20 protein-coding genes are annotated in these 25,554 nt (G+C 69.7%); 7 read left to right on the forward strand and 13 right to left on the reverse strand.

From position 1 onward, the window contains the following. Window positions 1-100 precede the first annotated feature (100 nt). From OHS57_RS08065 to metH, 3 genes are all read right to left on the reverse strand, one after another. Entirely contained in the window at window positions 101-1,702 is a 1,602-nt protein-coding gene (locus OHS57_RS08065) for an ABC transporter substrate-binding protein (protein ID WP_328581503.1), read from the reverse strand. Window positions 1,703-2,200: 498 nt separating this feature from the next. Then, window positions 2,201-2,902, reverse strand: a complete 702-nt coding sequence (locus tag OHS57_RS08070) for an HAD family hydrolase (RefSeq protein ID WP_328581504.1) — start codon at window positions 2,900-2,902, stop codon at window positions 2,201-2,203. A 148-nt stretch (window positions 2,903-3,050) separates the two neighbouring features. Beyond that, a complete protein-coding gene (gene metH / locus OHS57_RS08075) occupies window positions 3,051-6,569 on the reverse strand; it encodes a methionine synthase (RefSeq protein WP_041991362.1) in 3,519 nt (1,172 codons plus the stop codon). Window positions 6,570-6,770: 201 nt separating this feature from the next. Here metH and OHS57_RS08080 point away from each other — a divergent pair, with 201 nt between their 5' ends. From OHS57_RS08080 to OHS57_RS08100, 5 genes are all read left to right on the forward strand, one after another. Continuing rightward, the gene (locus OHS57_RS08080; protein WP_041991360.1) at window positions 6,771-7,535 is read left to right on the forward strand and encodes an IclR family transcriptional regulator; all 765 of its coding nucleotides are present in this window, start codon (window positions 6,771-6,773) and stop codon (window positions 7,533-7,535) included. 226 nt (window positions 7,536-7,761) lie between these two features. Further along, window positions 7,762-8,553 (forward strand): MIP/aquaporin family protein, encoded by a 792-nt coding sequence (locus OHS57_RS08085; protein ID WP_041991358.1) that lies wholly within the window; start codon window positions 7,762-7,764, stop codon window positions 8,551-8,553. Between the two features lie 49 nt (window positions 8,554-8,602). Further along, complete coding sequence (glpK, locus tag OHS57_RS08090; RefSeq protein ID WP_041991356.1) at window positions 8,603-10,153, forward strand: glycerol kinase GlpK; 1,551 nt, start codon at window positions 8,603-8,605, stop codon at window positions 10,151-10,153. 44 nt (window positions 10,154-10,197) lie between these two features. Then, the gene (locus OHS57_RS08095; protein WP_041991354.1) at window positions 10,198-11,808 is read left to right on the forward strand and encodes a glycerol-3-phosphate dehydrogenase/oxidase; all 1,611 of its coding nucleotides are present in this window, start codon (window positions 10,198-10,200) and stop codon (window positions 11,806-11,808) included. 114 nt (window positions 11,809-11,922) lie between these two features. Beyond that, the gene (locus OHS57_RS08100; RefSeq protein WP_041991352.1) at window positions 11,923-12,594 is read left to right on the forward strand and encodes a FadR/GntR family transcriptional regulator; all 672 of its coding nucleotides are present in this window, start codon (window positions 11,923-11,925) and stop codon (window positions 12,592-12,594) included. 77 nt (window positions 12,595-12,671) lie between these two features. On the opposite strand, the gene OHS57_RS08105 is transcribed toward OHS57_RS08100, so the two are convergent. The 5 genes from OHS57_RS08105 to OHS57_RS08125 are packed head-to-tail and all read right to left on the reverse strand — an operon-like array spanning window position 12,672 to window position 18,467. Next, a complete protein-coding gene (locus OHS57_RS08105; RefSeq protein WP_041991350.1) occupies window positions 12,672-13,700 on the reverse strand; it encodes an ABC transporter permease in 1,029 nt (342 codons plus the stop codon). Beyond that, entirely contained in the window at window positions 13,697-15,244 is a 1,548-nt protein-coding gene (locus OHS57_RS08110) for a sugar ABC transporter ATP-binding protein (RefSeq protein ID WP_241778639.1), read from the reverse strand. Before OHS57_RS08110 ends, OHS57_RS08105 begins: the two co-directional genes overlap by 4 nt. A gap of 2 nt (window positions 15,245-15,246) precedes the next feature. Then, the gene (locus OHS57_RS08115; RefSeq protein WP_041991348.1) at window positions 15,247-16,320 is read right to left on the reverse strand and encodes a sugar ABC transporter substrate-binding protein; all 1,074 of its coding nucleotides are present in this window, start codon (window positions 16,318-16,320) and stop codon (window positions 15,247-15,249) included. 36 nt (window positions 16,321-16,356) lie between these two features. Continuing rightward, complete coding sequence (locus OHS57_RS08120) at window positions 16,357-17,151, reverse strand: SDR family NAD(P)-dependent oxidoreductase (RefSeq protein ID WP_041991346.1); 795 nt, start codon at window positions 17,149-17,151, stop codon at window positions 16,357-16,359. Beyond that, a complete protein-coding gene (locus tag OHS57_RS08125; RefSeq protein ID WP_328581505.1) occupies window positions 17,148-18,467 on the reverse strand; it encodes an L-fuconate dehydratase in 1,320 nt (439 codons plus the stop codon). The genes OHS57_RS08120 and OHS57_RS08125 overlap by 4 nt, the downstream gene beginning before the upstream one ends. Window positions 18,468-18,774: 307 nt before the next feature. On the opposite strand from OHS57_RS08125, the gene OHS57_RS08130 reads away from it, so the two are divergent. Next, the gene (locus OHS57_RS08130; RefSeq protein WP_328581506.1) at window positions 18,775-19,803 is read left to right on the forward strand and encodes a PAC2 family protein; all 1,029 of its coding nucleotides are present in this window, start codon (window positions 18,775-18,777) and stop codon (window positions 19,801-19,803) included. A gap of 102 nt (window positions 19,804-19,905) precedes the next feature. On the opposite strand, the gene mshC is transcribed toward OHS57_RS08130, so the two are convergent. From mshC to OHS57_RS08150, 4 genes are all read right to left on the reverse strand, one after another. Then, complete coding sequence (mshC, locus tag OHS57_RS08135; RefSeq protein ID WP_041991340.1) at window positions 19,906-21,135, reverse strand: cysteine--1-D-myo-inosityl 2-amino-2-deoxy-alpha-D-glucopyranoside ligase; 1,230 nt, start codon at window positions 21,133-21,135, stop codon at window positions 19,906-19,908. A gap of 104 nt (window positions 21,136-21,239) precedes the next feature. Beyond that, window positions 21,240-22,121, reverse strand: coding sequence for an SCO1664 family protein (locus tag OHS57_RS08140; protein WP_328581507.1), 882 nt, complete (start codon window positions 22,119-22,121; stop codon window positions 21,240-21,242). Then, complete coding sequence (locus tag OHS57_RS08145; RefSeq protein ID WP_078863714.1) at window positions 22,085-22,675, reverse strand: DUF3090 domain-containing protein; 591 nt, start codon at window positions 22,673-22,675, stop codon at window positions 22,085-22,087. Before OHS57_RS08145 ends, OHS57_RS08140 begins: the two co-directional genes overlap by 37 nt. 124 nt (window positions 22,676-22,799) lie before the next feature. Continuing rightward, a complete protein-coding gene (locus OHS57_RS08150; protein ID WP_328581508.1) occupies window positions 22,800-23,516 on the reverse strand; it encodes a histidine phosphatase family protein in 717 nt (238 codons plus the stop codon). Between the two features lie 133 nt (window positions 23,517-23,649). Here OHS57_RS08150 and corA point away from each other — a divergent pair, with 133 nt between their 5' ends. Further along, window positions 23,650-24,657: a magnesium/cobalt transporter CorA gene (gene corA / locus OHS57_RS08155; protein ID WP_041991333.1), complete on the forward strand. Its 1,008-nt coding sequence runs from the start codon at window positions 23,650-23,652 to the stop codon at window positions 24,655-24,657. Between the two features lie 42 nt (window positions 24,658-24,699). Here corA and OHS57_RS08160 read toward each other — a convergent pair whose 3' ends face one another. Beyond that, window positions 24,700-25,485: a hypothetical protein gene (locus tag OHS57_RS08160; RefSeq protein ID WP_041991331.1), complete on the reverse strand. Its 786-nt coding sequence runs from the start codon at window positions 25,483-25,485 to the stop codon at window positions 24,700-24,702. Between the last annotated feature and the right edge of the window lie 69 nt (window positions 25,486-25,554).

The raw sequence follows: 25,554 nt of genomic DNA on the forward strand, positions 1-25,554 counted from the left end.
GCCGCGGAGGACACGGAGGGCACATGCCGAAGGGCCGGCCTCGTGAGTGCGTCGCACTCTCGTGGCCGGCCCTTCGGTCCGCTGTGGCGGTGCCCAGGGGTCAGGAGCTGCCCCGGCCCAGCTCCCAGAGGTTCACCTCGGCCGCGGAGTTGACGGCCCATTCGACGCCCGTGATGTCGTCGCGCGACGCCACATACTGCTTGCCCTGCCAGAGCGGCAGGACCGGCACGTCCCGGGCGACGATGTCCTGGATCCGGCCGAAGGTGTCCGAAGCGTCGGCGCGGTTGGCTTCCTTGCGGGACTCCGGTATGAGCAGGTTCTGCGTCTCGGCGCTGACGTAGGGGCTGTTGAGGAAGTTGCCCTTGTCGAGGAACGGCGCGACGTAGTTGTCCGGGTCCGGGAAGTCGGGGAACCAGCCCATCCCGAAGACCTCGTACTTGCGGGCGACTTCGGCCGGGCGGAAGGCCGACCACTCGGTGCCCTTGATCTGGACCTTGAAGAGCCCGGTCGCGTTGAGCTGGCTCTGCAGGGTCTGGAATTCCTTCTTCGTGGCGGGACCGTAGTGGTCGGTCGTGTAGTTCAGCGTGAACTCGACCGGGGTCTTGATGCCCGCGTTCCTCAGCACGGTCTGCGCCTTGGACAGCGACGGGTCGCCGTACTGGTTGAAGAAGGAGTTGGTGTGGCCGCTGATGCCCGAGGGGATCAGCGAGTAGAGCGACTCGGCCGTCGTGCCGTACACGTCGTTGACGAGCTTGTTGCGGTCGACGCTGTACGCGATCGCCTGCCGGACCGCCTTGTTCTTCACCGAGGGCGCCGAGGTGTCGAAGGCCAGGTAGCGGATTTCCAGACCCGGCATCTCCGTCAGGTCGATGTCGTCCCTGGGGTGCTCGGTCATCGTCTTGATCTGCTCGGGCGACATGGTGCGGAGCATGACCCCGATGTCACCCTTGTCGAGCGCCTTGCCCATGGTGTCGGGATCGTCGAACGTGATCCGCTCCACCTTGTTGTTGTTCACCTTCAGAGCACCCTTGTACTTGGGGTTCTTGGTGAACACGATCTTCGTGACCTTGTCGTTCTTGACCTCGGCCTTGAGCGTGTACGGGCCCGAGCCGTCGACGTCGAAGCCCTTGCGGACCTTCTTGGCCTCGTACTGCTTGGGGTTGACGACACCGGCGATGGGGGTCGCGAGCTTGTAGGGGAAGGTCGCGTCGGACGTCTTGAGGTGGAAGATCACCTCAAGGTCGCCGTTGGTGTCGATGGCGTCGATGTTGTTCAGCAGACCGGCGGCGCCGTTGGGGTCGTTGATGTCGACGACGCGCTCGATGGAGAACTTCACATCGTCGGCCGTGACCGGGTCACCGTTGCTGAAGGTGAGGCCCTCGCGCAGCGTGCAGCGGTAGCTCTCGTCCTCGTTGTCGGTGAAGGCGCACTTGGAGGCGGCCTCGGGCACCGGCACACCGCCGCCGCGCGGCACGGCCATCAAGGTCTGCAGGGTCTGCCGAATGACGTTCCACGTCGAAGTGTCGTACGTGGAAGCGGGATCCAGCGGAGCCGGCACTTCCTTCGTGGCGACGACCTGGTCCGTGGTGCCCACGACAATGGCGGCGTCACCGCCCGAACCGCCCTCCGCACCACCGCAACCGGCCAGCACGGGCGCGAGCAGACCGGCAACGGCCGTCAACACCAAGGTCTTGCGGTTCATCCTGGACGTACTCCTCATGCGGCACTGGGATACAGCGGTGTGAAGGAGACTCCGCCGTGCCACCCGTTCGGGGCTGCGCGTTCGGGCCGGGATACAGGGTGATCGGTCCCGTGTTCACGGCGACTTGGTGGACCGTCGGGACACGTCGGTGATGCGGCGAAGTACTCGGCACGAGATTAGTCGGCGGTGCGGGGAATGCAGGACCGGGTGCGAACGGCGGCGTAAACGCTAAGTGATCACTACCGACCGGGGTGCCATTTCCTGGTGCCGTCATGTTTCGTACACCGGTTCACCAATCGGGACACATGGGCACAGCCAAACCCCCTCCGCACCACCCGAAGCAGGGTCTTGTCCCGGCTGTCGACGGCATGGCGCGTGATAAACGTCACTCACTCCGTGCCGAGTCCGCGGTGAATAGCGGTCCCTCAATGTCACGGAAAATACACGGGCCAATGCGATGAGTTTCTGAATGCAAAATGCAGAGACGCGCAGTGCGGATCAGCGCCTGGGCGTCATCAGTCCGCGCAGGAATACCAGATCGACTTCTTCCAGCGATCCGACGATCGTGCGCCCTTCCGCGGGTGCGATGGGCGCGACGGACGGTACGACGACGACCTGGCAGCCGGCGGCCTCGGCCGCCGCCACCCCGGTCGCGGTGTCCTCGACGACGGCGCAGCGCGCGGGATCGGCCCCCAGACCGCGGGCGGCGATCAGGTACGGGTCGGGGTGCGGCTTCGTACGGGCCACGTCGTCGCCCGCGACGGTCAGCGCGAAGTTGTCGGGACCCAGCGAGAGAAGCACCCGGTCGACGATGCGCCGGTGCGAGGCGGAGACCAGTGCGGTGGGCACCTGGTGGGCCGACAGCTCGGCGAGCAGCCGTGCGGCGCCCGGCATCAGCGGTACGCCGAGCCCGATGCGCCGCTCGAAGGTCTCGTTGAGCAGCACGGTCAGCTCGGGGAGGGTGATCCGGGCGCCGGTGGCCTCGATCAGGAAGCCCGCGCTGCGGGTCATGGGCCCGCCGACCACCACTTCGCGCCAGGACTCGTCGAGCGCGTGTCCGAGGCCCTTGAAGACCTCGACCTCCGCGTCCCACCAGAAGCCCTCGCTGTCGACCAGGGTGCCGTCCATGTCGAGGAGGACAGCCTGCAGGGAGGACCCTTCGGCCGTACGGGTCAGGGACGCGGGGACCGTACTGGTCATCCGGCACACCTCCAAGAGGGACGAGAAGGCCGGTCGCCTGGCCGGCGGGGTGTCCCGCCGGAACAGGCGACCGGCCTGCGCTGGGCCGACCAGTGTACGACTTGTCCGGTTGTCGTGCTTATCGATTACCGGGTCTTCGGACCGATGTTCACCGAGCGTTGAAGTAGGTGGCGTCGGGGTGGTGGATGACGATCGCGTCGGTGGACTGCTCCGGGTGGAGCTGGAACTCCTCGGAGAGCTGGACGCCGATCCGCTCGGGTTCGAGCAGCTCGGCGATCTTGGCGCGGTCCTCCAGGTTGGGGCAGGCGCCGTAGCCGAGCGAGAAGCGCGCGCCGCGGTACTTCAGCGCGAACATGTCCTCGACCTCGGACGGGTCCTCGCCTGCGAAGCCCAGCTCGGAGCGGACCCTGGCGTGCCAGTACTCGGCGAGCGCCTCGGCGAGCTGGACGGACAGCCCGTGCAGCTCCAGGTAGTCGCGGTAGGCGTTGCGCTCGAAGAGTTCGGCGGTCGTGCCGCCGATCTTCGAGCCCACGGTGACGATCTGCAGTCCGACGACGTCCGTCTCGCCCGACTCCTCGGGGCGGAAGTAGTCGGCGAGGCAGAGCCTGCGGCCGCGCCGCTGGCGGGGGAAGGTGAAGCGGGTGCGCTCAGCGCCGTCCTCACCGAGCAGGATCAGGTCCTCGCCCTTGGAGACGCAGGGGAAGTAGCCGTAGACGACGGCGGCTTCCAGCATGTTCTCGGTGTGCAGCCGCTCCAGCCAGCCGCGCAGATGCGGCCGGCCCTCGGTCTCGACCAGTTCCTCGTAGCTGGGTCCGTCGCCGGTACGGGCCTCCTTGAGGCCCCACTGGCCCTTGAACAGCGCGCCTTCGTCCAGCCAGGACGCGTACTCCTTGAGCTGGATGCCCTTGACGACGCGGGTGCCCCAGAACGGCGGGGTGGGTACGGGGTTGTCGACGGCGACGTCCGAGCGCCCGCCGCCCTCCTCGGGCCGCTCCTCGACCACGGTGTTCGTGGTGGCCCTGACCCGGCGCGGCTTCAGCTCGGGGAGCGTGACGCCGGGGACGCCGCGCTTGACGCCGATCAGCGCGTCCATCAGCCGCAGGCCTTCGAACGCGTCGCGGGCGTAGCGGACTTCGCCCTCGTAGATCTCGTGCAGGTCCTGCTCGACATAGGCCCGGGTGAGCGCGGCGCCACCGAGGATGACGGGGAAGTCGGCCGCCATCTTGCGCTGGTTCAGCTCTTCCAGGTTCTCCTTCATGATCACGGTCGACTTCACCAGCAGACCCGACATGCCGATGACATCCGCCTTATGCTCCTCGGCGGCTTCCAGGATCGCGGAGACGGGCTGCTTGATGCCCAGATTGACCACGGTGTAGCCGTTGTTGGAGAGGATGATGTCCACGAGGTTCTTGCCGATGTCGTGGACGTCGCCGCGTACGGTCGCGAGCACGATGGTGCCCTTACCGTCGTCGTCCGTCTTCTCCATGTGCGGTTCCAGGTAGGCGACCGCGGTCTTCATCACCTCGGCGGACTGGAGCACGAACGGCAGCTGCATCTGGCCGGAGCCGAACAGCTCGCCGACGACCTTCATCCCGTTCAGCAGGGTGTCGTTGACGATCTCCAGCGCGGGACGCTCGGCCAGGGCGGCGGCGAGGTCCTCCTCCAGGCCGTTCTTCTCGCCGTCGATGATGCGCCGCTCCAGGCGCTCGTTGAGCGGCAGGGCGCGCAGTTCCTCGGCCCTGCCGTCCTTCATCGACTTGGTGTTGACGCCCTCGAACAGCTCCATGAGCTTCTGCAGCGGGTCGTAGCCCTCTTCGCGGCGATCGTAGATCAGGTCGAGGGCGACCTTGACCTGCTCCTCCTCCAGCCGCGCGATGGGCAGGATCTTCGAGGCGTGCACGATCGCGGAGTCGAGCCCGGCCTTGACGCACTCGTCGAGGAAGACGGAGTTGAGGACGATACGGGCGGCCGGGTTGAGGCCGAAGGAGATGTTGGAGAGGCCCAGCGTGGTCTGGACGTCGGGGTGCCGTTCCTTGAGCCGGCGGATCGCCTCGATCGTGGCGATGCCGTCCTTGCGGGACTCCTCCTGGCCGGTGCAGATGGTGAAGGTCAGGGTGTCGATGAGGATGTCCGACTCGTGCACGCCGTAGGTGCCGGTCAGCTCGCCGATCAGCCGCTCGGCGATGGCGACCTTGTGCTCGGGGGTACGGGCCTGGCCCTCCTCGTCGATGGTCAGCGCGATCAGCGCGGCGCCGTGCTCGACGGCGAGCTGGGTGACCTTGGTGAAGCGGGACTCGGGGCCGTCGCCGTCCTCGTAGTTGACGGAGTTGATGACGGCCCGGCCGCCCAGCTTCTCCAGGCCCGCCCGGAGGACGGGCAGCTCGGTGGAGTCCAGCACGATGGGCAGCGTGGAGGCCGTGGCGAACCGGCCGGCCAGCTCGGCCATGTCGGCGACACCGTCGCGGCCGACGTAGTCGACGCACAGGTCCAGCAGATGCGCGCCCTCCCGGATCTGACCGCGCGCCATCTCGACGCAGTCGTCCCAGCGGCCGTCCAGCATGGCCTCGCGGAACTTCTTCGAGCCGTTGGCGTTGGTGCGCTCGCCGATGGCGAGGAAGGACGCGTCCTGGCGGAACGGCACCGTCTGGTAGAGCGAGGCGGCGCCCGGCTCGGGGTGCGGCTCGCGCTCCGTACGGGGCACGTCGCGCACCCGCTCGACCACCTGGCGCAGATGCTCGGGGGTGGTGCCGCAGCAGCCGCCGACCAGCGAGAGGCCGTACTCGCCGACGAAGGTCTCCTGGGCGTCGGCCAGTTCGGCGGGCTGCAGCGGGTAGTGGGCGCCGTTCTTGCCGAGGACGGGCAGGCCGGCGTTGGGCATGCAGGAGAGCGGGATCCGGGAGTGCCGGGCCAGATAGCGCAGGTGCTCGCTCATCTCGGCGGGCCCGGTGGCGCAGTTCAGGCCGATCATGTCGATGCCCAGCGGCTCCAGGGCCGTCAGCGCCGCGCCGATCTCGGAGCCGAGCAGCATCGTGCCGGTCGTCTCGACCGTCACGGAGCAGATGATCGGGAGGTTGGCGCCGGTGGTCTCCAGGGCGCGGCGGGCGCCGAGGACGGCGGCCTTGGTCTGGAGCAGGTCCTGGGTGGTCTCGACGAGCAGCGCGTCGGCGCCGCCGGCGATCATGCCTTCGGCGTTCTGCTGGTAGGCGTCGCGCAGCTTGACGTACGGGGCGTGGCCCAGGGTGGGCAGCTTGGTGCCGGGGCCCATGGAGCCGAGCACCCAGCGCTGGCGTCCGCTGGAAGCCGTGAACTCGTCGGCCACCTCGCGGGCGATCCTGGCGCCGGCCTCGGAGAGTTCGAAGACCCGCTCGGGGATGTCGTACTCCCCCAGCGCGGCGAAGTTCGCGCCGAAGGTGTTGGTCTCGACGCAGTCGACGCCGACAGCGAAGTACTCCTGGTGCACGGAGCGGACGATGTCCGGGCGTGTCACGTTGAGGATCTCGTTGCAGCCTTCCAGGTCCTGGAAGTCCTCCAGGGTGGGGTCCTGCGCCTGGAGCATCGTGCCCATCGCGCCGTCGGCCACCACCACTCGGGTGGCGAAGGCCTCGCGCAGGGCTTCGATGCGGGTACGGCTGTCAGTAGCGGGGGCTGGGGTTGGCGACGAGGCCATGTATGTACTCCCGGGTTGCGACGGCTGTCGGCTTTGCGCCTTCCCGGCGGAAGGGGCACCCCGCCAGCGTAGCGGGGCGTGCCCCCTTACGGTCCGGCATTCCGCCCCGGGGGCCGGGACCGCCCCCCGCTTGGCGGGGCGCAGGTCGGCATCGGCCGATAGTGTTCAGCATTGTCGAATCCCGTTTTGGAGGTCCGTGCCATGGCGAAGACGATCCAGTCGCTGGAGCGGGCGGCCGCGATCCTGCGGCTCCTCGCGGGCGGCGAGCGCAGGCTCGGCCTCTCCGACATCGCTTCCTCACTCGGCCTGGCCAAGGGCACGGCCCACGGCATCCTCCGCACCCTCCAGGCCGAGGGCTTCGTGGAGCAGGACGGGCCTTCGGGCAGATACCAGCTGGGGGCCGAGCTGCTGCGGCTCGGCAACAGCTATCTGGACGTCCACGAGCTGCGCTCGCGCGCCCTGGTCTGGACGGACGACCTGGCGAGGTCGTCCGGCGAGAGCGTCCATCTGGGCGTGGCGCACCTGGAGGGGGTGCTGATCGTCCACCATGTCTTCCGCCCGGACGACAGCCGGCAGGTGCTCGAAGTGGGGGCGATGCAGCCGCTGCACTCGACGGCGCTGGGCAAGGTGCTGTCGGCGTACGACCCGGTGGCCCACAACGAGGCCGTCCAGGGTGAGCGGACGGCGTTCACGACGCGGACCGTCACCGGTCTGGCCGAGTTCGAGAAAATTCTCGAACTGACCCGCGCGCGCGGCTGGGCGTCGGACGTCGAGGAGACCTGGGAAGGCGTCGCCGCCGTGGCCGCGCCCGTCCACGACAGGCGCCGTATGCCGGTGGGAGCGATCGCCGTCACCGGTGCGGTCGAACGGCTCTGCGAGTCGGGCGAGCCGCGCCCCGAGCTGATCGCGGCGGTCCGCGAGTGCGCCAGGTCGGTGTCCCGAGATGTCGGCGCCGGGCGGTTTTGAGTCATTTGCCGGATGATCTGACTTGAACAAGGTTTCGGCCCCGGAACCCTTGACCGCGTCACGACCCGAGGATGAGACTGCCGTAAGACGGTCGGCATTGTCGAACGCTTTTCGGTGGACGAGCCAGCGGTCGTGACAACGCCAAGGGCCGAAATGCCCTCACCGAGGGCGCGGGCCACCGGTACGAGCCGGAGGTCCGCCTTCCCCTGGACGAAGGAGTCTTCGGGTGTCCAATCTCGACATTTTCCTAGGCGAGACCGCGGGTACCGCCGCCCTGATCCTGCTCGGTGGCGGCGTGGTCGCCGGCGTCGTGCTCAGGCGGTCCAAGGCCTCCGGCGCGGGCTGGGTCGCGATCAGCCTCGGCTGGGGTTTCGCGGTCATGGTCGGCGCGTATCTCTCCGCACCGAAATCGGCCGCGTCCCTCAACCCGGCGCTGACGATCGGTCTGGCCATTCAGGGCAGCATCAAGTGGGGCGACGTCCTTCTCTACATCGGCTCCGAGCTGCTCGGCGCGATGATCGGCGCCGTACTGGTGTACCTGGCCTACCTGGGCCAGTTCTACGCCCACCTCCGCGACCCCGAGGTGCTGGCGGCGCAGCCCGAGGTGGAGGGTCTGGTCGACCAGAAGACCGCTCCCAAGGCGGGTCCCGTGCTGGGTATCTTCTCCACGGGTCCTGAGGTGCGGAACTACTGGCAGAACGTCCTGACCGAGATCATCGCCACGTTCGTCCTGGTCATCGCGGTCCTGACCCAGGGCCTGAACCAGAAGGGCGACGGGCTCGGTCCCATCGGCATCCTGATCACGTCGTTCGTCGTGGTGGGTATCGGTCTCTCCCTCGGTGGGCCGACCGGATACGCCATCAACCCGGCCCGAGACCTCGGCCCCCGCATCATCCACGCGATCCTGCCGCTGCCCAACAAGGGCGGCTCCGACTGGACCTACGCATGGGTTCCGGTGATCGGGCCGTTCGCCGGCGCGGCGCTGGCGGCCGGCTTCTACCGGGCCTGCTTCATGTGATCGCCCGGCCGGCCACCCCCACCATCCCGACGGACCAGGAGCAGACACCGTGAGTGACGACAACGCAACCGGGACTTCCTCCCACGGAACCGGGCCGTTCATCGCGGCCATCGACCAGGGCACGACGTCCAGCCGCTGCATCGTCTTCGACGTCGACGGGCGCATCGTCGCCGTCGACCAGAAGGAGCACGAGCAGATATTCCCCAAGCCCGGCTGGGTGGAGCACGACGCCAAGGAGATCTGGACCAACGTCCAGGAAGTGGTCGCGAACGCCATCGAGAAGGCCGGCATCACCAAGGCCGACGTCCTGGCGATCGGGATCACCAACCAGCGCGAGACCACCATGCTCTGGGACAAGAACACCGGTGAGCCCGTGCACAACGCCATCGTCTGGCAGGACACCAGGACCAGCGGTCTGGTCAGGGAACTGGGCCGCAACGTCGGCCAGGACCGGTTCAGGCGCGACACGGGACTGCCGCTCGCGACCTACTTCGCCGGCCCGAAGGCCCGCTGGCTGCTCGACAACGTCGAGGGGCTGCGCGAGCGCGCGGAGAGCGGCGACATCCTCTTCGGCACCATGGACTCCTGGGTCATCTGGAACCTGACCGGCGGAGTCGACGGCGGCGTCCACGTCACCGACGTGACCAACGCGTCCCGCACGATGCTGATGCGCCTCGACACGCTCCAGTGGGACCCGAAGATCTGCAACTCCATCGGCGTCCCGACCGCGATGCTGCCGGAGATCCGCTCCTCCTCCGAGGTGTACGGAACGGCCAAGGGCGGCCCCCTGGACGGGATTCCGGTCGCCTCGGCGCTCGGTGACCAGCAGGCGGCCCTGTTCGGCCAGACCTGCTTCGCCGAGGGCGAGGCCAAGTCCACCTACGGCACCGGCACGTTCATGCTGATGAACACCGCCAACAAGCCGATCAACTCGTACAACGGCCTGCTGACCACGGTCGGTTACCGCATCGGTGACCAGCCCGCCGTGTACGCGCTGGAGGGCTCCATCGCCGTCACCGGCGCGCTTGTGCAGTGGATGCGCGACCAGATGGGCCTGATCAACTCGGCCCCCGAGATCGAGACGCTGGCCTCCTCCGTGGAGGACAACGGCGGCGCGTACTTCGTCCCCGCCTTCTCCGGTCTCTTCGCCCCGCACTGGGACTCGGGCGCGCGTGGGGTGATCGCCGGTCTGACCGGCTACGTCACCAAGGCGCACATCGCCCGCGCGGTCCTGGAGGCCACGGCCTGGCAGACCCGCGAGATCAGCGACGCCATGACCAAGGACTCCAAGGTCGAGCTGACGTCGCTGAAGGTCGACGGCGGTATGACGGCGAACAATCTGCTGATGCAGACGCTGGCCAACGTCCTGGACGCGCCGGTGGTCCGCCCGATGGTCGCCGAGACGACCTGTCTCGGCGCCGCCTACGCGGCGGGGCTCGCCGTGGGCTTCTGGCCCGACACCGACGCGCTGCGCGCCAACTGGCGCAGGGCCGCCGAGTGGACGCCCGACATGGACGCCGCGCGGCGCGACCACGAATACAAGAACTGGCTCAAGGCGGTCGACCGCACCAAGGGCTGGCTGGACGAGGACGACAGCTGACCCGTCGAGCGTCCGACGCACCGTAAGGCCGACAAGGAGTAACGATGAGCACCCTGCAGAGCGGCCCCGCACTGGGGACGCACCCGGCTGGCGGTTCCCTTCCGAGCCGCGCCGAGACCCGGGAGCAACTGTCCAACGCGACGTACGACCTCCTGGTGATCGGCGGCGGGATCCTGGGCATCTCCACCGCCTGGCACGCCTCGCAGTCGGGACTGCGGGTGGCCCTCGTGGACGGCGGCGACTTCGCCGGCGCCACCTCGTCGGCCTCGTCCAAGCTCCTCCACGGCGGTCTGCGCTATCTGCAGACCGGCGCGGTGAAGCTGGTCGCGGAGAACCACTTCGAACGGCGCGCCGTCTCCAACCAGGTGGCCCCCCACCTGGCCAACCCGCTGACCTTCTACCTGCCGGTCTACAAGGGCGGACCGCACAGCGCCGCCAAGCTCGGCGCCGGCGTCTTCGCCTACTCGGCGCTCTCCGCCTTCCGCGACGGGGTCGGGCATGTGATCAGCCCGGCCAAGGCGCGGCAGGCGGTGCCCGAGCTGCGTACCGACAATCTGCAGGCCGTCGCGGTCTACGGCGACGACCAGATGAACGACGCGCGGATGGCGATCATGACGGTGCGCGCAGCCGTCGAGTCGGGCGCCGCCGTGCTCAACCACGCCGAGGTGACCGGGCTGCGGTTCTCCGGCGGCCGGGTGACCGGCGCCGACCTGCGGGACCGGATGGACGGTACGGAGTTCGGCGTCAACGCCCGGCTGGTGCTCAACGCGACCGGGCCGTGGGTGGACCACCTGCGGAAGATGGAGGACCCGAACTCCGAGCCCTCCATCCGGCTGTCCAAGGGCGCGCACCTCGTGCTCAAGCGCAGCGCGCCGTGGAACGCGGCGCTCGCGACACCGATCGACAAGTACCGCATCACCTTCGCGCTGCCCTGGGAGGGCATGCTGCTGCTCGGCACCACCGACGAGGAGTACGTGGGTGACCCGGCGGACGTCGCGGTCAACGAGAAGGACATCCACCAGATCCTGGACGAGGCGTCCCTCTCGGTACGCGACCAGCAGCTGTCCCGCGATCTGATCACGTACTCGTTCGCCGGTCTGCGGGTGCTGCCCGGCGGTCCCGGCGACACCTCCAAGGCGAAGCGCGAGACGGTCGTGACCGAGGGCAGCGGCGGCATGCTGTCGGTCGCCGGCGGCAAGTGGACCACGTTCCGCCACATCGGCCGGACGGTCCTGACCAAGCTGGAGACCCTGCCGGGGCGCCCGCTCGGCTCGGACGTGGAGCCGGTGGCCCGGCTGCCGAAGAAGTTCCCGCTGCCCGGCATCTCGAACCCGCACGCCGTGGCCCACCGGCTGATGATCGACGGCGGCGGCTCCGGGCCCGGCATGGCGCCCGACACCGCGCACCATCTGGCGACGCACTACGGCTCGCTCGCCTTCGACCTGGTACGCCTCGCCTACGAGCACCCCGAGCTGGGCGAGCGTATCCACCCGGAGGCGCCCGAGATCTGGGCGCAGGTGGTGTACGCGCGGGACCACGAGTGGGCGGAGACGGCCGACGACGTGCTGCGCCGCCGTACCACGCTGACGATCCGCGGCCTGGCGACGGACGAGATCCGCGCCCGGGTCGAGGAACTGCTGGCCCGGCGCGACTGACGGCGGTGTGACCCACAGATCGATGCGACCGACAGGTACCTCCGGGGTACCGCCCCGCTTTCGCGTTCTTGGACGCATAATGGGGGCGATACATCGGATGTCTGGAGGTCGCCCGTGGCTGTCACCGACGAGGCCATAGAGAAGATCAAGGGAATGATCGTCTCGGGCGCACTGCGCCCGGGCGACCGCCTCCCCAAGGAAAGCGAACTCGCCGCCGATCTGGGGCTTTCGCGCAACTCACTGCGGGAGGCGGTGCGCGCCCTGTCGCTCATGCACATCCTCGATGTGCGGCAGGGCGACGGCACGTATGTCACCAGCCTCGAACCGCAGTTGCTGCTGGAGGCGCTGAGCTTCGTCGTGGACTTCCACCGCGACGACACGGTGCTGGAGTTCCTGGCGGTGCGCCGCATCCTGGAACCCGCGGCCACCGCGATGGCGAGCGCCCGTATCACCGACGACGAACTCGTGCGTCTCGACGCACAGTTGGACGCGCTGGGGGCGCAGCCCTCGGTGGAGGAGCTGGTCGCGTCCGATCTGGAGTTCCACCGCGGGATCGTGCAGGCCTCGGGGAACTCGGTGCTCTGTTCGCTGCTCGACGGGCTCTCGGGACCCACCACCCGGGCCCGGATATGGCGCGGCCTGACCCAGGAGGACGCGGTCAGCCGCACCCTGCACGAGCACCGCGCGATCCTCGCGGCGCTGCGCGACAGGGACGCGGAGGCGGCGAGATCCTGGGCGACGGTGCATATCGCGAGCGTGGAGATGTGGCTGCGTTCGGCGCTCTGAGCCGCTGACGGGAAGGGCCGGGGTGGTGCTCGTACGAGCACCACCCCGGCCCTTCCCATTACTCCGTACGGGAGTTGTCAGTCCTGTTTCTCACCGCTGGCGAAGCGCGAGATGACCAGCGCGACGATGATGATCGCGCCGTTGAGGAACTGGTTCCACAGCGGCGGCACCCCGCCCAGGGTCATCACGTTGACCACCAGCTGGAGGGTGAGCACACCCGTCAGCGCGCCGAACAGCGTGCCGCGGCCGCCCTTGAGGCTGATGCCGCCGATGACGGCGGCGGCGAAGACCTGGAAGATCCAGCCGTTGCCCTGGTTGGCCGCGACCGAGCCGTAGTGGCCGGTGTAGAGCACACCCGCGAAGCCGGCCAGCAGCCCGCCGACCCCGAGGACGATCCAGGTGATCCGGTCGACCCGGATACCGGCGGCGCGCGCCGCCTCCGGGTTGCCGCCGATCGCGTACAGCGCCCTGCCGTGCCGCATCCAGGCCAGCACGGCCCCGCCGACGGCGAACAGCGCCAGACAGATCCACACCGCGGCCGGCGCACCGATCCAGCTGGTCTTGCCCAGGTAGCGGAAGGACTCGGGCACGTCGGTGATCGACTTGCCCTCGGTGATGCCGATCTGCAGGCCGCGCAGCATGGTGAGCATGCCGAGCGTGGCGATGAAGCCGTTGACCCGCAGTTTCAGGATCAGGAAGCCGTTGATCAGCCCCACCGCGAGACCCGCCAGCAGACAGACCGGGATCGCCGACCACTCCGGCAGCAGGCCCAGCCCGTTGAACCGGCCGCCGGACGTGGGCAGGACCAGCCACATCGCGATGACCGGCGCGATGCCGATCGTCGACTCCAGGGACAGGTCCATCCGGCCGCTGATCAGGATCAGCGCCTCGCCCAGCACCAGCAGGCTCAGCTCCGACGACTGCTGGACCACGCTGATCAGGTTGTTGGAGGTGAGGAACACCGGCGAGACGATGAAGCCGATCACCATCAGCACCAGGATCACCGGCACCAGCGAGAAGTCGCTCCACCGGATGAGCTGAAGCCTGCCGCGCGGCGTCAGCTTCTCGGTCTCGGCCGCCACCGGCGGCCGCATCGTCTCGGTCATTCCCGCTCCCCCACACCTTCCATGGCGGCGACCAGTTCCCGGTCGGTCCACCCACTCCCGAACGTGGCCACCACGCGCCCGTGGAACAGCGCGAGTACGCGGTCGCACACCCGCAGATCGTCCAGCTCGTCCGAGATGATCACGGCCGCGCTGCCTTCGTCCGCCACCCTGCGCACCACGCCGAGCAGCGAGTCCTTCGATTTCACGTCGACACCGGCGGTGGGCCGTACCGCCACCAGCGCCGTGGGGTTGCGCGCGAGCGCACGCGCGACCACCACCTTCTGCTGGTTCCCGCCGGACAGACCCGAGACCGGCTGTTCGGGACCCGTGGTCTTGATGTCCAGGGCCGAGATCATCGACCGGGCGAACGCCCTTGTCCGCGAGGGCAGTACGGTCCCCCACGGCCCGAGCTGGTCGGCGACGGTGAGCGTCGCGTTCTCCGCGACGCTGCGGCCGACGACCAGACCCTGGAGGTGCCGGTCCTCGGGGATGTAGCCGATCCCTGCGTCCAGGGCGTGCGGGACACTGCCCGGCTTCACCGTCCTGCCGTTCATGGAGATCCGGCCGGCTGTCGCGCTGCGCATCCCGACCAGGATCTCGCCGAGCGCGGTGGTGCCGCTGGCCGCCGCGCCCGCCACGCCCAGCACCTCACCGGGGCGCACCGCCAGGTCCAGCGGCTCGAACGTCCCGTCGAGGGCGAGCCCTTCGGTCCGCAGGACCGGCTCGGCCCCGGTGTCGGGCTGTTCGGCGCGCGCCGCGTGCCAGGCCGCCGTCTTCGCCCCCGACTCGCCGGTCATCGCCGTCACCAGTTCGTCCTTGGACAGGTCGGCGACCGGCGCCGTCAGCACGTGCCGGGCGTCACGGTAGACGGTGACCGCGGTGCACAGCTCGTACACCTCCTGCAGATGGTGGGAGATGAAGAGGAACGCCACTCCCTGCGCCTGCAGTTCACGCAGCCGCTCGAACAGCCGCTGGATACCGCGCGCGTCGAGCTGCGCCGTCGGCTCGTCCAGGATGATCAGCCGGGCGCCGAAGGACAGCGCCCGCGCGATCTCGACGAACTGCCGCTGCTCGACGGGCAGATCCTTCATCCGTACGTTCGGGCCGACGTCGACCCCGTACTCGGCCAGCAGGTCCTGTGCGCGTCTGCGCAGGCCGCGCCAGCTGATGAAGCGCGCGCTGTTGCCGGTCCCGCGCAGACCGAAGTCGTTGAGGAACAGGTTCTCGGCGACGGTCAGGTCGGGCACCACCATGGACTTCTGGTAGACGCAGGCGACCTTGGACTGCCAGGCGGCGGTGTCGCCGTACGCGGGCGCGGGCGCACCGCCGAAGGTCACCTGCCCCTCGTCCGGCTTGTGCAGCCCGGTGAGAACGCTGACCAGGGTGGACTTGCCCGCGCCGTTACGGCCGACGAGTGCGTGTGACTCGCCGGGCCGTACGGTGAGTTGGACACCGTCAAGCGCGACGGTGGGCCCGAAGCGCTTGACGATGCCTTCCGCGTGTACCGCGGCAGGTGCTGCCGCGTCAGGTGCTTCCAGGGTCACGGCTAGCTCTTCTTGTCCAGCTGGTTGGCCCAGAGCTTCGGGTCGTCCACGTTCTCCTTGGTCACCAGGGGCGCGGGGAGCTGGTCCTCGTACCCGTTGGGGATCTTGATGACGTTGGAGTCGTGGTCCGTCGGGCCCAGCTTCTGCTTCTTGCCCTCCAGCGCCTGCTTGGCGTAGTAGAGCGCGTACTTGGCGTACAGGTCGGCCGGCTGCGAGATCGTGGCGTCGATCTTGCCGGAGCGGATCGCGTCGAACTCCTGCGGGATGCCGTCGTTCGAGATGATCGTGATGTGGCCCGCCGTGCCCGGCGGCTTGAGCAGCTTCTTCTGCTCCAGCAGGGCCAGGGTCGGCTCCAGGAAGACACCGCCCGCCTGCATGTAGATGCCGTTCAGGTCCGGGTTGGCGGTGAGCGTGGACTGGAGCTTGGCCGAGGCCACGTCCCCGGCCCAGTTGGTGACCAGCTCGAAGACCTTGATACCGGGGAAGTTCTTGTCCATGCAGGACTTGAACGCCTCGGAGCGGTCACGGCCGTTGATGGAGGACAGGTCGCCCTGGAACTCGGCCACCTTGCCCTTGCCCTTGAGCTGCTTGCCGAGGTACTGGCAGGCGTTCTCGCCGTACGCGCGGTTGTCGGCCCTGACGACCATGTACACGTTGCCCTTGTCGGGCCGGGTGTCCACGCTGATGACGGGTATCTTCTTGTCGTTCAGCTTCTGGAGCGTCTCGGCCACGGCCCCGGTGTCCTGCGGAGCCATGACGACGGCCTTGGCGCCCTGGTCGGTCAGCGCCTGCACGTTGGAGGCGAGCTTGCCGATGTCGTTCTGCGAGTTCGTCAGCGGCAACGCGTCCACGTCACCGGCCTTGACGCCCTTCTCCACGTACTGCTGGTACGAGTTCCAGAAGTCGGTGTCGCTGCGCGGCAGGTCGATACCGACCTTGCCGCCGCCTGCGCCCGAGTCGCCCTCGTCACGGTTGCAGCCCGCGAGGGCCGTGACGGCGAGCAGGGCGACGCCGGCGGCGACACTCGTCGTACGCAGTCTGCGGAGTGGGGCTCGCCCCACGGTGTTTCGCGGCATGGATTGTCCCGTCCTTAAGGCTTGGTGAAATACGGCTCAGTTGGCGGGACGCAGGCGCAGGCCCTGCATTCCGCCGTCCACAGCGAGGGCCGTTCCCGTGACGGCTGCCGCCGCGGGGCTGGCGAGATAGGCGACCGCTGCCGCGACCTCGTCCGCACCGACCAGCCGTCCCGTCGGCTGTCGGGCGGCGAGCGCGGCGCGTTCGGCCTCCGGGTCCGGTGCCTGGTCGAGCAGCCGGCCGATCCAAGGAGTGTCCGCGGTACCGGGGTTGACGCAGTTGACCCGGATCCCCTCGCGGATGTGGTCGGCCGCCATGGCCAGGGTCAGCGAGAGGACCGCGCCCTTGCTCGCGCTGTACAGGGCCCGTTGGGGCAGTCCGGCGGTGGCGGCGATGGAGCAGGTCTGGGTGATGGAGACGCAGCCGGGCCGCTCGCCCGCCGAGCGGCGCAGATGGGGCAGCGCGTGCCGGGCGGTGCGGACCATGCCGAGGACGTTGATGTCGATGACGCGGAGCCATTCGTCGTCCGCGTTGTCGAGGACGGTGCCCTGGGCGCCGATCCCGGCGTTGGAGACGATGGTGTGCAGGCCGCCGAACTCGGCCGCCGCCGCGTCCACCGCCGCCTTGACTGCCGCGTCGTCCGTGACGTCGGCCGTGAGCGCCAGCGTCCCGGCCGGCGCCCCCTCGGTCGCCCTGTCCAGTACGGCGACCTGGGCGCCGCGCGAGAGCAGCAGCGTCGCGATGGCCGCGCCGATGCCGGAGGCACCGCCGGTGACCACGGCGCCGAGTCCGGCGAAGTCACGGGTCTCGGGGGGCTGGGGTACTGCCGTCACGAACTGACCTCCTCGGTGGTGCGGCGGGACTGCCAGACGGGTCCCTCCGGAAAACTGTGCGCGGCGATCGACCCGGGGAGCATCCGCGCGGAGAAGCCGGGCGCCGTCGGGGTGGCGTAGCGCCCCGAGACGATCACGGCCGGGTCGGCGAAGTGCTCGTGGAGATGGTCGACGTACTCGATGACCCGGTCGTCCCAGCTGCCGGACACCGCGACATAGTCGAACATCGAGAGATGCTGGACCAGTTCGCAGAGTCCGACACCGCCGGCGTGCGGGCAGACCGGCACCCCGAACTTGGCGGCGAGCAGCAGGATCGCCACGTTCTCGTTGACGCCCGCGACCCTGGCCGCGTCGATCTGCACGAAGTCGACGGCGCCCGCCTGCAACAGCTGCTTGAAGACGACCCGGTTGGCGACATGTTCGCCGGTGGCCACCTTGACCGGCTGCCCGGCCCTGATGGCCGCGTGGCCGAGAATGTCGTCGGGGCTGGTCGGCTCCTCGATCCAGTGCGGGTCGAACGGGGCGAGCGCCGACATCCAGCGCAGCGCGTCGGAGACGTCCCAGCGCTGGTTGGCGTCGACGGCGATCCGGATGTCGGGTCCCACGGCGGCGCGGGCCAGCTCCATACGGCGTCTGTCGTCGTCGAGCGAGCCGCCGACCTTCAGTTTGATCTGCTCGAACCCGTCGGCGACGGCCTGTTTGGCGAGCCCCACGAGCTTGGCGTCGGAGTAGCCGAGCCAGCCGGGCGACGTGGTGTACGCGGGATAGCCCTGCTCCCGCAGCGCCGCGGCGCGTTCCGCGCGGCCCGGTTCGGCCGCGCGCAGGATCTCCAGGGCCTCGTCGGGGGTGAGGGCGTCGGTGAGATAGCGGAAGTCGACGAGCGAGACCAGTTCCTCGGGGGTCATCCCGGCGAGGAACTCCCATACGGGCTTGCCCGCGTACTTCGCCGCCAGATCCCAGGCGGCGTTGACGACGGCACCCGCCGCCATGTGCATCACGCCCTTCTCGGGGCCGAGCCAGCGCAGTTGCGAGTCATGGGTCAACTCGAAGTAGAGCGCGGCGAGATCGGCCGCCGTGTGCGGGGCGGGGCGTCCCACGACGTACGGCCGCAGCGCCTCGATGGCGGCTGCCGTGACCTCGTTTCCCCGGCCGATCGTGAAGCAGAATCCGTGGCCTTCGGCGCCGTCCGTGGTCCGCAGGATCACGTAGGCCGCCGAGTAGTCGGGATCCGGGTTCATGGCGTCGGAGCCGTCGAGCTGTTCCGAGGTGGGAAAACGAATGTCGTGAACCTCGAACCCCGTGACGGTCTGACTCATGCACGCCCCCCTTGGAAGAACATCGGACCTCTTGTGGTCATCCGATGTATAGCGTCGTTGACGCCCAACCGTCCAGGGGCAGGAAGAAAAATGAGGTCACAGCTCGGATGAATCTCGTCCGGAGCCCGTCCGCAGCTCGTCGGCAGCTGGTCGGCGACTCGCCCAAGGAGCGCCGCGGGGACCTTCGTCCCCCCTTCTCTGCCCCGGGAGGGCGAAGTTCACCCGCGCGTGCGCAGGGGCTGCGGGCGAGCAGCGGGAAAGCCGTAAGGTTGGTCCGTAGAAAAGGAACTTCGGAAGGAGGCACTGGGTGATCGAGCTGGAGGGAGTTCCCGAGCTGATCGACCCGGTCATGGTGGCCGCGTTCGAGGGCTGGAACGACGCCGGCGACGCGGCCTCCACGGCGGTCGGCCATCTGGACCGGGAGTGGAAGGGCGAGGTGTTCGCGGCGCTCGACGCCGAGGACTACTACGACTTCCAGGTCAACCGGCCCACGGTGTTCCTGGACGGCGGCTCACGGAAGATCACCTGGCCCACCACCCGGCTCTCCGTGGTGCGCGTCGGCGGGGACACCCCACGCGACCTGGTGCTGGTCAGGGGCATCGAACCGTCCATGCGCTGGCGGTCCTTCTGCAACGAGATCCTGGGCTTCGCCCATGAGCTGGGCGTGGAGATGGTGGTCATCCTGGGTGCGCTGCTCGGCGACACGCCGCACACCCGCCCCGTCCCGGTCAGCGGCGTCACGTCGGACGCCGACCTGGCCAGGACGATGGATCTGGAGGAGACCAGGTACGAGGGCCCGACGGGCATCGTCGGCATCCTCCAGGAGGCGTGCACCCACGCGGGCGTCCCGGCCGTGAGCCTGTGGGCGGCCGTGCCGCACTACGTGTCGCAGCCGCCCAACCCGAAGGCCACGCTGGCGCTGCTCAACCGGCTGGAGGACCTGATCGGGCTGCGGATCCCGCTGGGCGAGCTGGCGGAGGACGCGCGGGCCTGGCAGCTCGGGGTGGACCAGCTGGCCGCCGAGGACACCGAAGTGGCGGAGTACGTGCAGTCGTTGGAGGAGGCGCGGGACACGGCCGAGCTGCCCGAGGCGTCGGGCGAGGCCATCGCTCGTGAATTCGAGCGGTATCTGCGCCGCCGCGACGGCGGTCCCGGACAGCCGCCGGGGGGCCATGCCACGGAGAGCGGTGACGGCCCGTCATACCGGCGCGACACCTCGGCCGGCGGTCGCAGCCGGCCGCCGAAGCCACCGCGCGGCGGCCCCGAGACGGGCTCGGATCCCGAGCGGAACAAGGGTCCCGAGCCGGACGACGGGGAAGATTCATCGGAGGACTGAGCCCTCAGCGTCCTCGTTACGAGGAGCACAAGGAGAGGGGCGGCGCCTGACGGCGCCGCCCCTCTCCGCGTACGGTCCCGGCACGCGGCCTTGGCTACGGCCTCACAGGGCCACCCCGAGGAGCGCGTCCACGGCGCGGGAGACGACACCGGGGGCGCCCTCCTCCGTACCGCCTTCGGCCTCCTGCGAGCGGGCCCAGCGGTCCACGGCGAGCAGCGCCGACGGGGAGTCCAGGTCGTCGGCGAGGGCGGCCCTGATCTCGTCGACCAGCGCGTCGGCCGACGGGCCGTCAGGACGCGACACCGCGGCCCGCCAGCGGGCGAGTCGCTCCACCGCGTCCTGGAGGATCCGGTCCGTCCACTCCCAGTCGGCCCGGTAGTGGTTGGCGAGCAGCGCCAGCCGGATCGCCGCCGGGTCCACGCCCGCGCGGCGCAGGGTCGAGACGAAGACCAGATTGCCCTTGGACTTGGACATCTTCTCGCCGTCCAGTGCGACCATGCCCGCGTGCACATAGGCGCGGGCGAACGGGTGCTCACCGGTCAGCACCTGGGCGTGGGACGCGCCCATCTCGTGGTGCGGGAAGGCCAGATCGCTGCCGCCGCCCTGGACGTCGAAGGCCATGCCGAGATGGTCGAGCGCGATCGCCACACACTCGATGTGCCAGCCGGGCCTGCCGCGGCCGAGGCTGCCGCCGTCCCAGCTCGGCTCGCCGGGCCGGGCCGCCAGCCACAGGATCGGGTCGAGCGGGTTCTTCTTGCCCGCCCTGTCGGGGTCGCCGCCGCGCTCGGCCGAGAGCAGCCGCATCGCCTCGGCGTCGAGCCGGGACACCTCGCCGAAGTGCGGGTCGGCCGCCACGGAGAAGTAGACGTCGCCTTCGAGTTCGTACGCAGCCCCGGCGTCCCGCAGCCGCTCCACGAGCGGCACGATGCCCGGTATGGCCTCGACGGCGCCGATGTAGTGCTGGGGCGGCAGCATCCGCAGGGCGGTCATGTCCTCGCGGAACAGCGCCGTTTCGCGCTCCGCGAGCGCGACCCAGTCCTCGCCGTCGCGCACCGCGCGCTCCAGCAGCGGATCGTCGACATCGGTCACGTTCTGCACATAGTGAACCTGCCGCTTCGTGTCGAGCCACACGCGCTGCACGAGGTCGAACGCGTTGTACGTCGCCGCGTGACCCATATGGGTCGCGTCGTACGGCGTGATGCCGCAGACGTATATGCGGGCGACGGGACCGGGTTCGAGTGTGACGCGGTCACCGGTCGAGGTGTCGTGAATGCTGAGGTCGCGGCCCTTGCCAGGAAGGGCGGGCACCTCGGAAGCGGGCCAGGCATACATGCCTTGAGCGTAACCGGGCGGATGTTCCCGATACGAACCGGACGGCGGCTCCCGGCGATACCGGCCACGTCATGGGCCCGCGGCCCCCGTCGGCGTACCGGCTCTCAGACCGGCGGCCACGGGATCGCGGGCCACTGGCCGGACGGCTCGGGGTGGCGGCCCGTGTGGCGCAGCTCACGTACCCGCGCGCGGACGGCCTCCGTCTCGGCGGGGGTGATCAGCGCGGCCAGCCGGGTGGCCAGCGGGGCGCCTTCGGCCAGCTCGTCGGTCAGCCGGGCCAGCACCGCCAGCGCCTCGTCGGTCAGCGGCTCGCCGGCCCAGCCCCAGAGCAGGGTGCGCAGCTTGTCCTCCACGTTGAAGGTCACGCCGTGGTCGATGGCGTACAGCCGCCCGTCGGGGGCGGGCAGCAGGTGGCCGCCCTTGCGGTCGCCGTTGTTGATGACCGCGTCGAGTACGGCGAGGCGGCGCAGCCGCTCGTCGTCGGCGTGCACCAGCAGCGCCGTCCGGTCCTCGCCCACGTCGGCGAGGCCGACGGCCTTCCAGCCCTCGCCGGGCTCGTCGCCCTCGACGAGCGCCAGGAGCGCGCCCGGCTCCTCGGTCTCGGCTTCGCCGTCGCCGTCTCCGTCGGCTTCGGCGTCCTCAGTCTGCGTGTCGATCCAGAGCTGGCACATGCCCTGGCCGTACGGGCCCTCGCGCAGCACGGTGGGCGGCACCAGACCCCAGCCGGTCGCCTCGGAGACCTCGTAGGCCGCGACCTCGCGCTGGGCGAGCGTCCCGTCGGGGAAGTCCCACAGGGGCCGCTCCCCCGCCACGGGCTTGTAGACGCAGTGCGCCTCCTGGCCCTCGTACGCGACGGAGCAGTAGATCACGGCGTTGGACGCCTCGCGGATCTGGCCGCGTACGGTCAGCTCGCCCTTGGTGAGCAGATCCAGCACGGTCACGGTCCCCGTCACGCGTCCCGGCGGTATCCGTTCTGGCGCGGGCATACGTGTCCTTCCGGATCGAGCGGCAGACTGCACAGCGGACACGGCGGCCGGCCCGCGTTGACCACGTCAAGCGCGCGCTTGGCGAACGCCCTGGCCTGGGCCCCGGAGAGCCGTACGCGCAGCATCGGCGGACCGTTCTCGTCGTCCTGGAGCATCCGCTCCTCGGCCTCGGCGAGATCCTCGTCGGTGTCGGCGTCCAGCTCGACCAGCGCCTGGGCCTCGATGATCATGCGCTGCTCGTCGCCGTCCCAGGCGAGCGCCATCGTGCCGACCCTGAACTCCTCCTCGACCGGTGCGTCGAGCGGGGCCGAGTCGGCGACGGCCGGCGACGCGACGGCGGGAACGGGTGCGTTGCCGCCGGTACGGCGGACGACCTCGTCCAGCAGCTCGTCGATCCGCTCGGCCAACGCCGCCACCTGGGTCTTCTCCAGGGCGACGCTGGTGACGCGCCCTGCGGCGGAAGCCTGCAGGAAGAACGTACGGCGTCCAGGCAGCCCGACCGTACCGGCCACGAAACGGTCCGGTGGGTCGTAGAGGAACACCTGACGGGACAACGTCCTGTCTCCCTTGGGAATCGATGAAGAACGGAAACGAAAACGGAAAGGGGCGGTCCGGGGGGGCCCGGGAGACCCCGGGATCACGCCGCGGACGGCGCGTCCACCCTACTGCGCCGAGCGATCACGGTGCTCCCGCGCCGCCCCCTACAACACCGGCTCCGTCGCTGCCCTTCCCGGCTTCGGCTTCGCCCTCGGCGGAAGCCTCGCGCGGCACGAAGCCGCTGAGGTCGCCCGTGTCGCCGAGGCGCATCACGAAGGGGCGTACCCGGGTGTAGCGGACGGCGGTCACGGAGCAGGGATCGACATGGATCCGCTGGAAGAGATCGAGGTGCATCCCGAGCGCGTCGGCCACCAGCGCCTTGATGATGTCGCCGTGCGAGCACATCAGGAACACGGCGTCCTGGCCGTGCTCCTCCTCCACGCGGGCGTTCCACTCCCGTACGGCTTCGACGGCGCGGGCCTGCATGGCGCGCATCGACTCACCGCCGGGAAAGGCGGCGGCCGACGGGTGCTGCTGGACGACCTCCATCAGCGGGTCGTCGCTCAGCTCGGCGAGTTTGCGCCCCGTCCAGTCGCCGTAGTGGCACTCGCCGATCCGCTCGTCCTCGCGCAGCTGGAGTTCCGGCCTGGCGTCGAGCAGCGGCGCCAGCGTCTCGCGGCAGCGCTGCAACGGGCTGGAGACGACGGCGGCGATCGGTACGCCGTCGAGCCGCCCGGGCAGCGCGGCCGCCTGGGCGGCGCCCCGCTCGTCGAGGGCGACGTCCGGCGTCCAGCCCGCGAGCAGCCCGGCGGTGTTGGCGGTGGACCGTCCGTGACGGACGAGGATCAGCGTGGCCATGCCCGTCAGCCTAACGACCCGCCGCCGGCCGGTCGGCGGCGGTCGGCGGTCGACCGCCGAGGGTCGCCGACCGGCCGGCGGCGGGTCGGCCGTCGAGGGGCGATGACGAGTGAGGTCCCCCGGACCGGGAAGAATGCCAGCCGTGATCGTGGACTGTGCCATCTACCGCGACGGACACCGCACCGACGGACCCGCCGACTTCTCCGACGCCCTGGCCGAGGCGCGTTCCTCGGGGGACGCCTTCCTGTGGCTCGGGCTGCACGAGCCGACGGAGGTGGAGTTCGAGACGGTGAGCAGCGAGTTCGGGCTCCATCCGCTCGCCGTCGAGGACGCGCTGACCGCGCACCAGCGGCCCAAGCTGGAGATCTACGACGATTCGCTGTTCACGGTCATCAAGCCGGTCGCCTACGAGGCGGCGACCGACGACGTCTCGACGGGCGAGGTGATGGTCTTCATCGGCGACTCGTTCGTGGTGACGGTCAGGCACGGCGAGATCTCCCCGCTCGCCGCTGTCCGCAAGCGGCTCGAAGGGGACCCGGAGATCCTGAAGCGGGGTCCGACCGCCGTGCTGTACGCCATCAGCGACGCGGTGGTCGACAACTACATCGACGTGGCCGACGAGCTCCAGGTCGACCTGGAGGAGCTGGAGGCGGAGGTCTTCGCACCGGGCATCTCGGGCCCGGCCAAGGGGTCCGGCACGTCGACGGCGGCGCAGATCTACAACTTCAAGCGGCAGGTGCTGGAGTTCCGTCGCGCCACGGGGCCGCTGGCGATGCCCATGGCCCGGCTGACGGACCAGGAGGTGCCGTTCGTGAACGAGGAGTCCCGGCCGTTCTTCCGGGACGTCAACGACCACCTGACACATGCGAACGAGCAGGTCGAAGGGCTCGACCGGCTGCTCTCCGACATTCTGTCCGCGCATCTGGCGCAGATGGGTGTGCGGCAGAACGACGACATGCGGAAGATCTCGGCGTGGGCGGCCATGGCGGCGGTGCCCACGCTGGTGGCGGGCATCTACGGGATGAACTTCGACCACATGCCCGAGCTGCACTGGGTCTGGGGCTACCCCGCGGTGATCGCCCTGATGGCCACGGCCGTCATCAGCCTGCACCGGACGTTCAAGCGGCGCGGCTGGCTCTGAGCCGGACGGCAGCCCGGCCCGGCCGGTCCAGCGCGGTCCGGCTCAGAAGACGGGCGCGGCGGTGGCGGGGCCGCCGAGCGCGTCGCGCCGCTCCGGCATGGCGAGCCGGACCATCCGGCGCCAGCCGCCGGTCCGCTCGACGCCGTACATCGCGTTGATGCCGACCCGCAGCAGCGCGGCCTTGGGCGCCGGCCAGCCGAGGATGCGGCCCATGTGGTCCATCACGGCGAGGCTCACCTGGCGGTAGACCTGGATCTCGGCGCGGGCGCACTCGCTCAGCGCGGTGTGGATCGTCCTGCCGTGGCCGAGCCCGGCGAGCCGCAGCAGTTCCTCGTTGGAGTACGCGAGGTGGTTGTCCTCGTCGTTGCTGATCATCCTGACGGCCTTGCCGACCTCGGGGTCGTCGCCGAAGTACTTGCGCAGCATCACCATCTGGTCGCTGGCCCGCTGCTCGGTGACCCGGCTGTGCGAGAGGTAGATGACGATGTCCCGCTCGGTGAGCGGTTCGTCGCGGCGCAGCTTCTCGTGCGCGAGCCCGATGCCGCGCCGCTCCAGCAGGGCGGTGTAGTCGGTCTCCTGCGGGATGTCGACGGCGGGCAGGCCGCGCTTCTTGAGCAGCGCCTGGAAGAGCCGGCCGTGCTTGTCCTCGTCGGCGCCGTGCCGGGCGATCTTGGGCGCGAGGTCCCGCATGCCCGCGGGGACCAGCGCCGCGATCCTGCCGTTCTCCCAGCCGCCCTGGGCCTCGCCGCTGGCGGCGATGGAGCAGAAGAGCTGGAAGGCGCGGTCGTTGTCGAGCATTTCTCTGAACAGGCTTCGGGCCGAGAGCATCACTGCCACCTCCGTACAGAACCGACGTCCGCCGGATCCGAGTCAAAGCGGGTACGGGGCGGCAGGCAA

The sequence above is a fragment of the Streptomyces sp. NBC_00370 genome, from assembly GCF_036084755.1.
GTDB lineage: Bacteria > Actinomycetota > Actinomycetes > Streptomycetales > Streptomycetaceae > Streptomyces.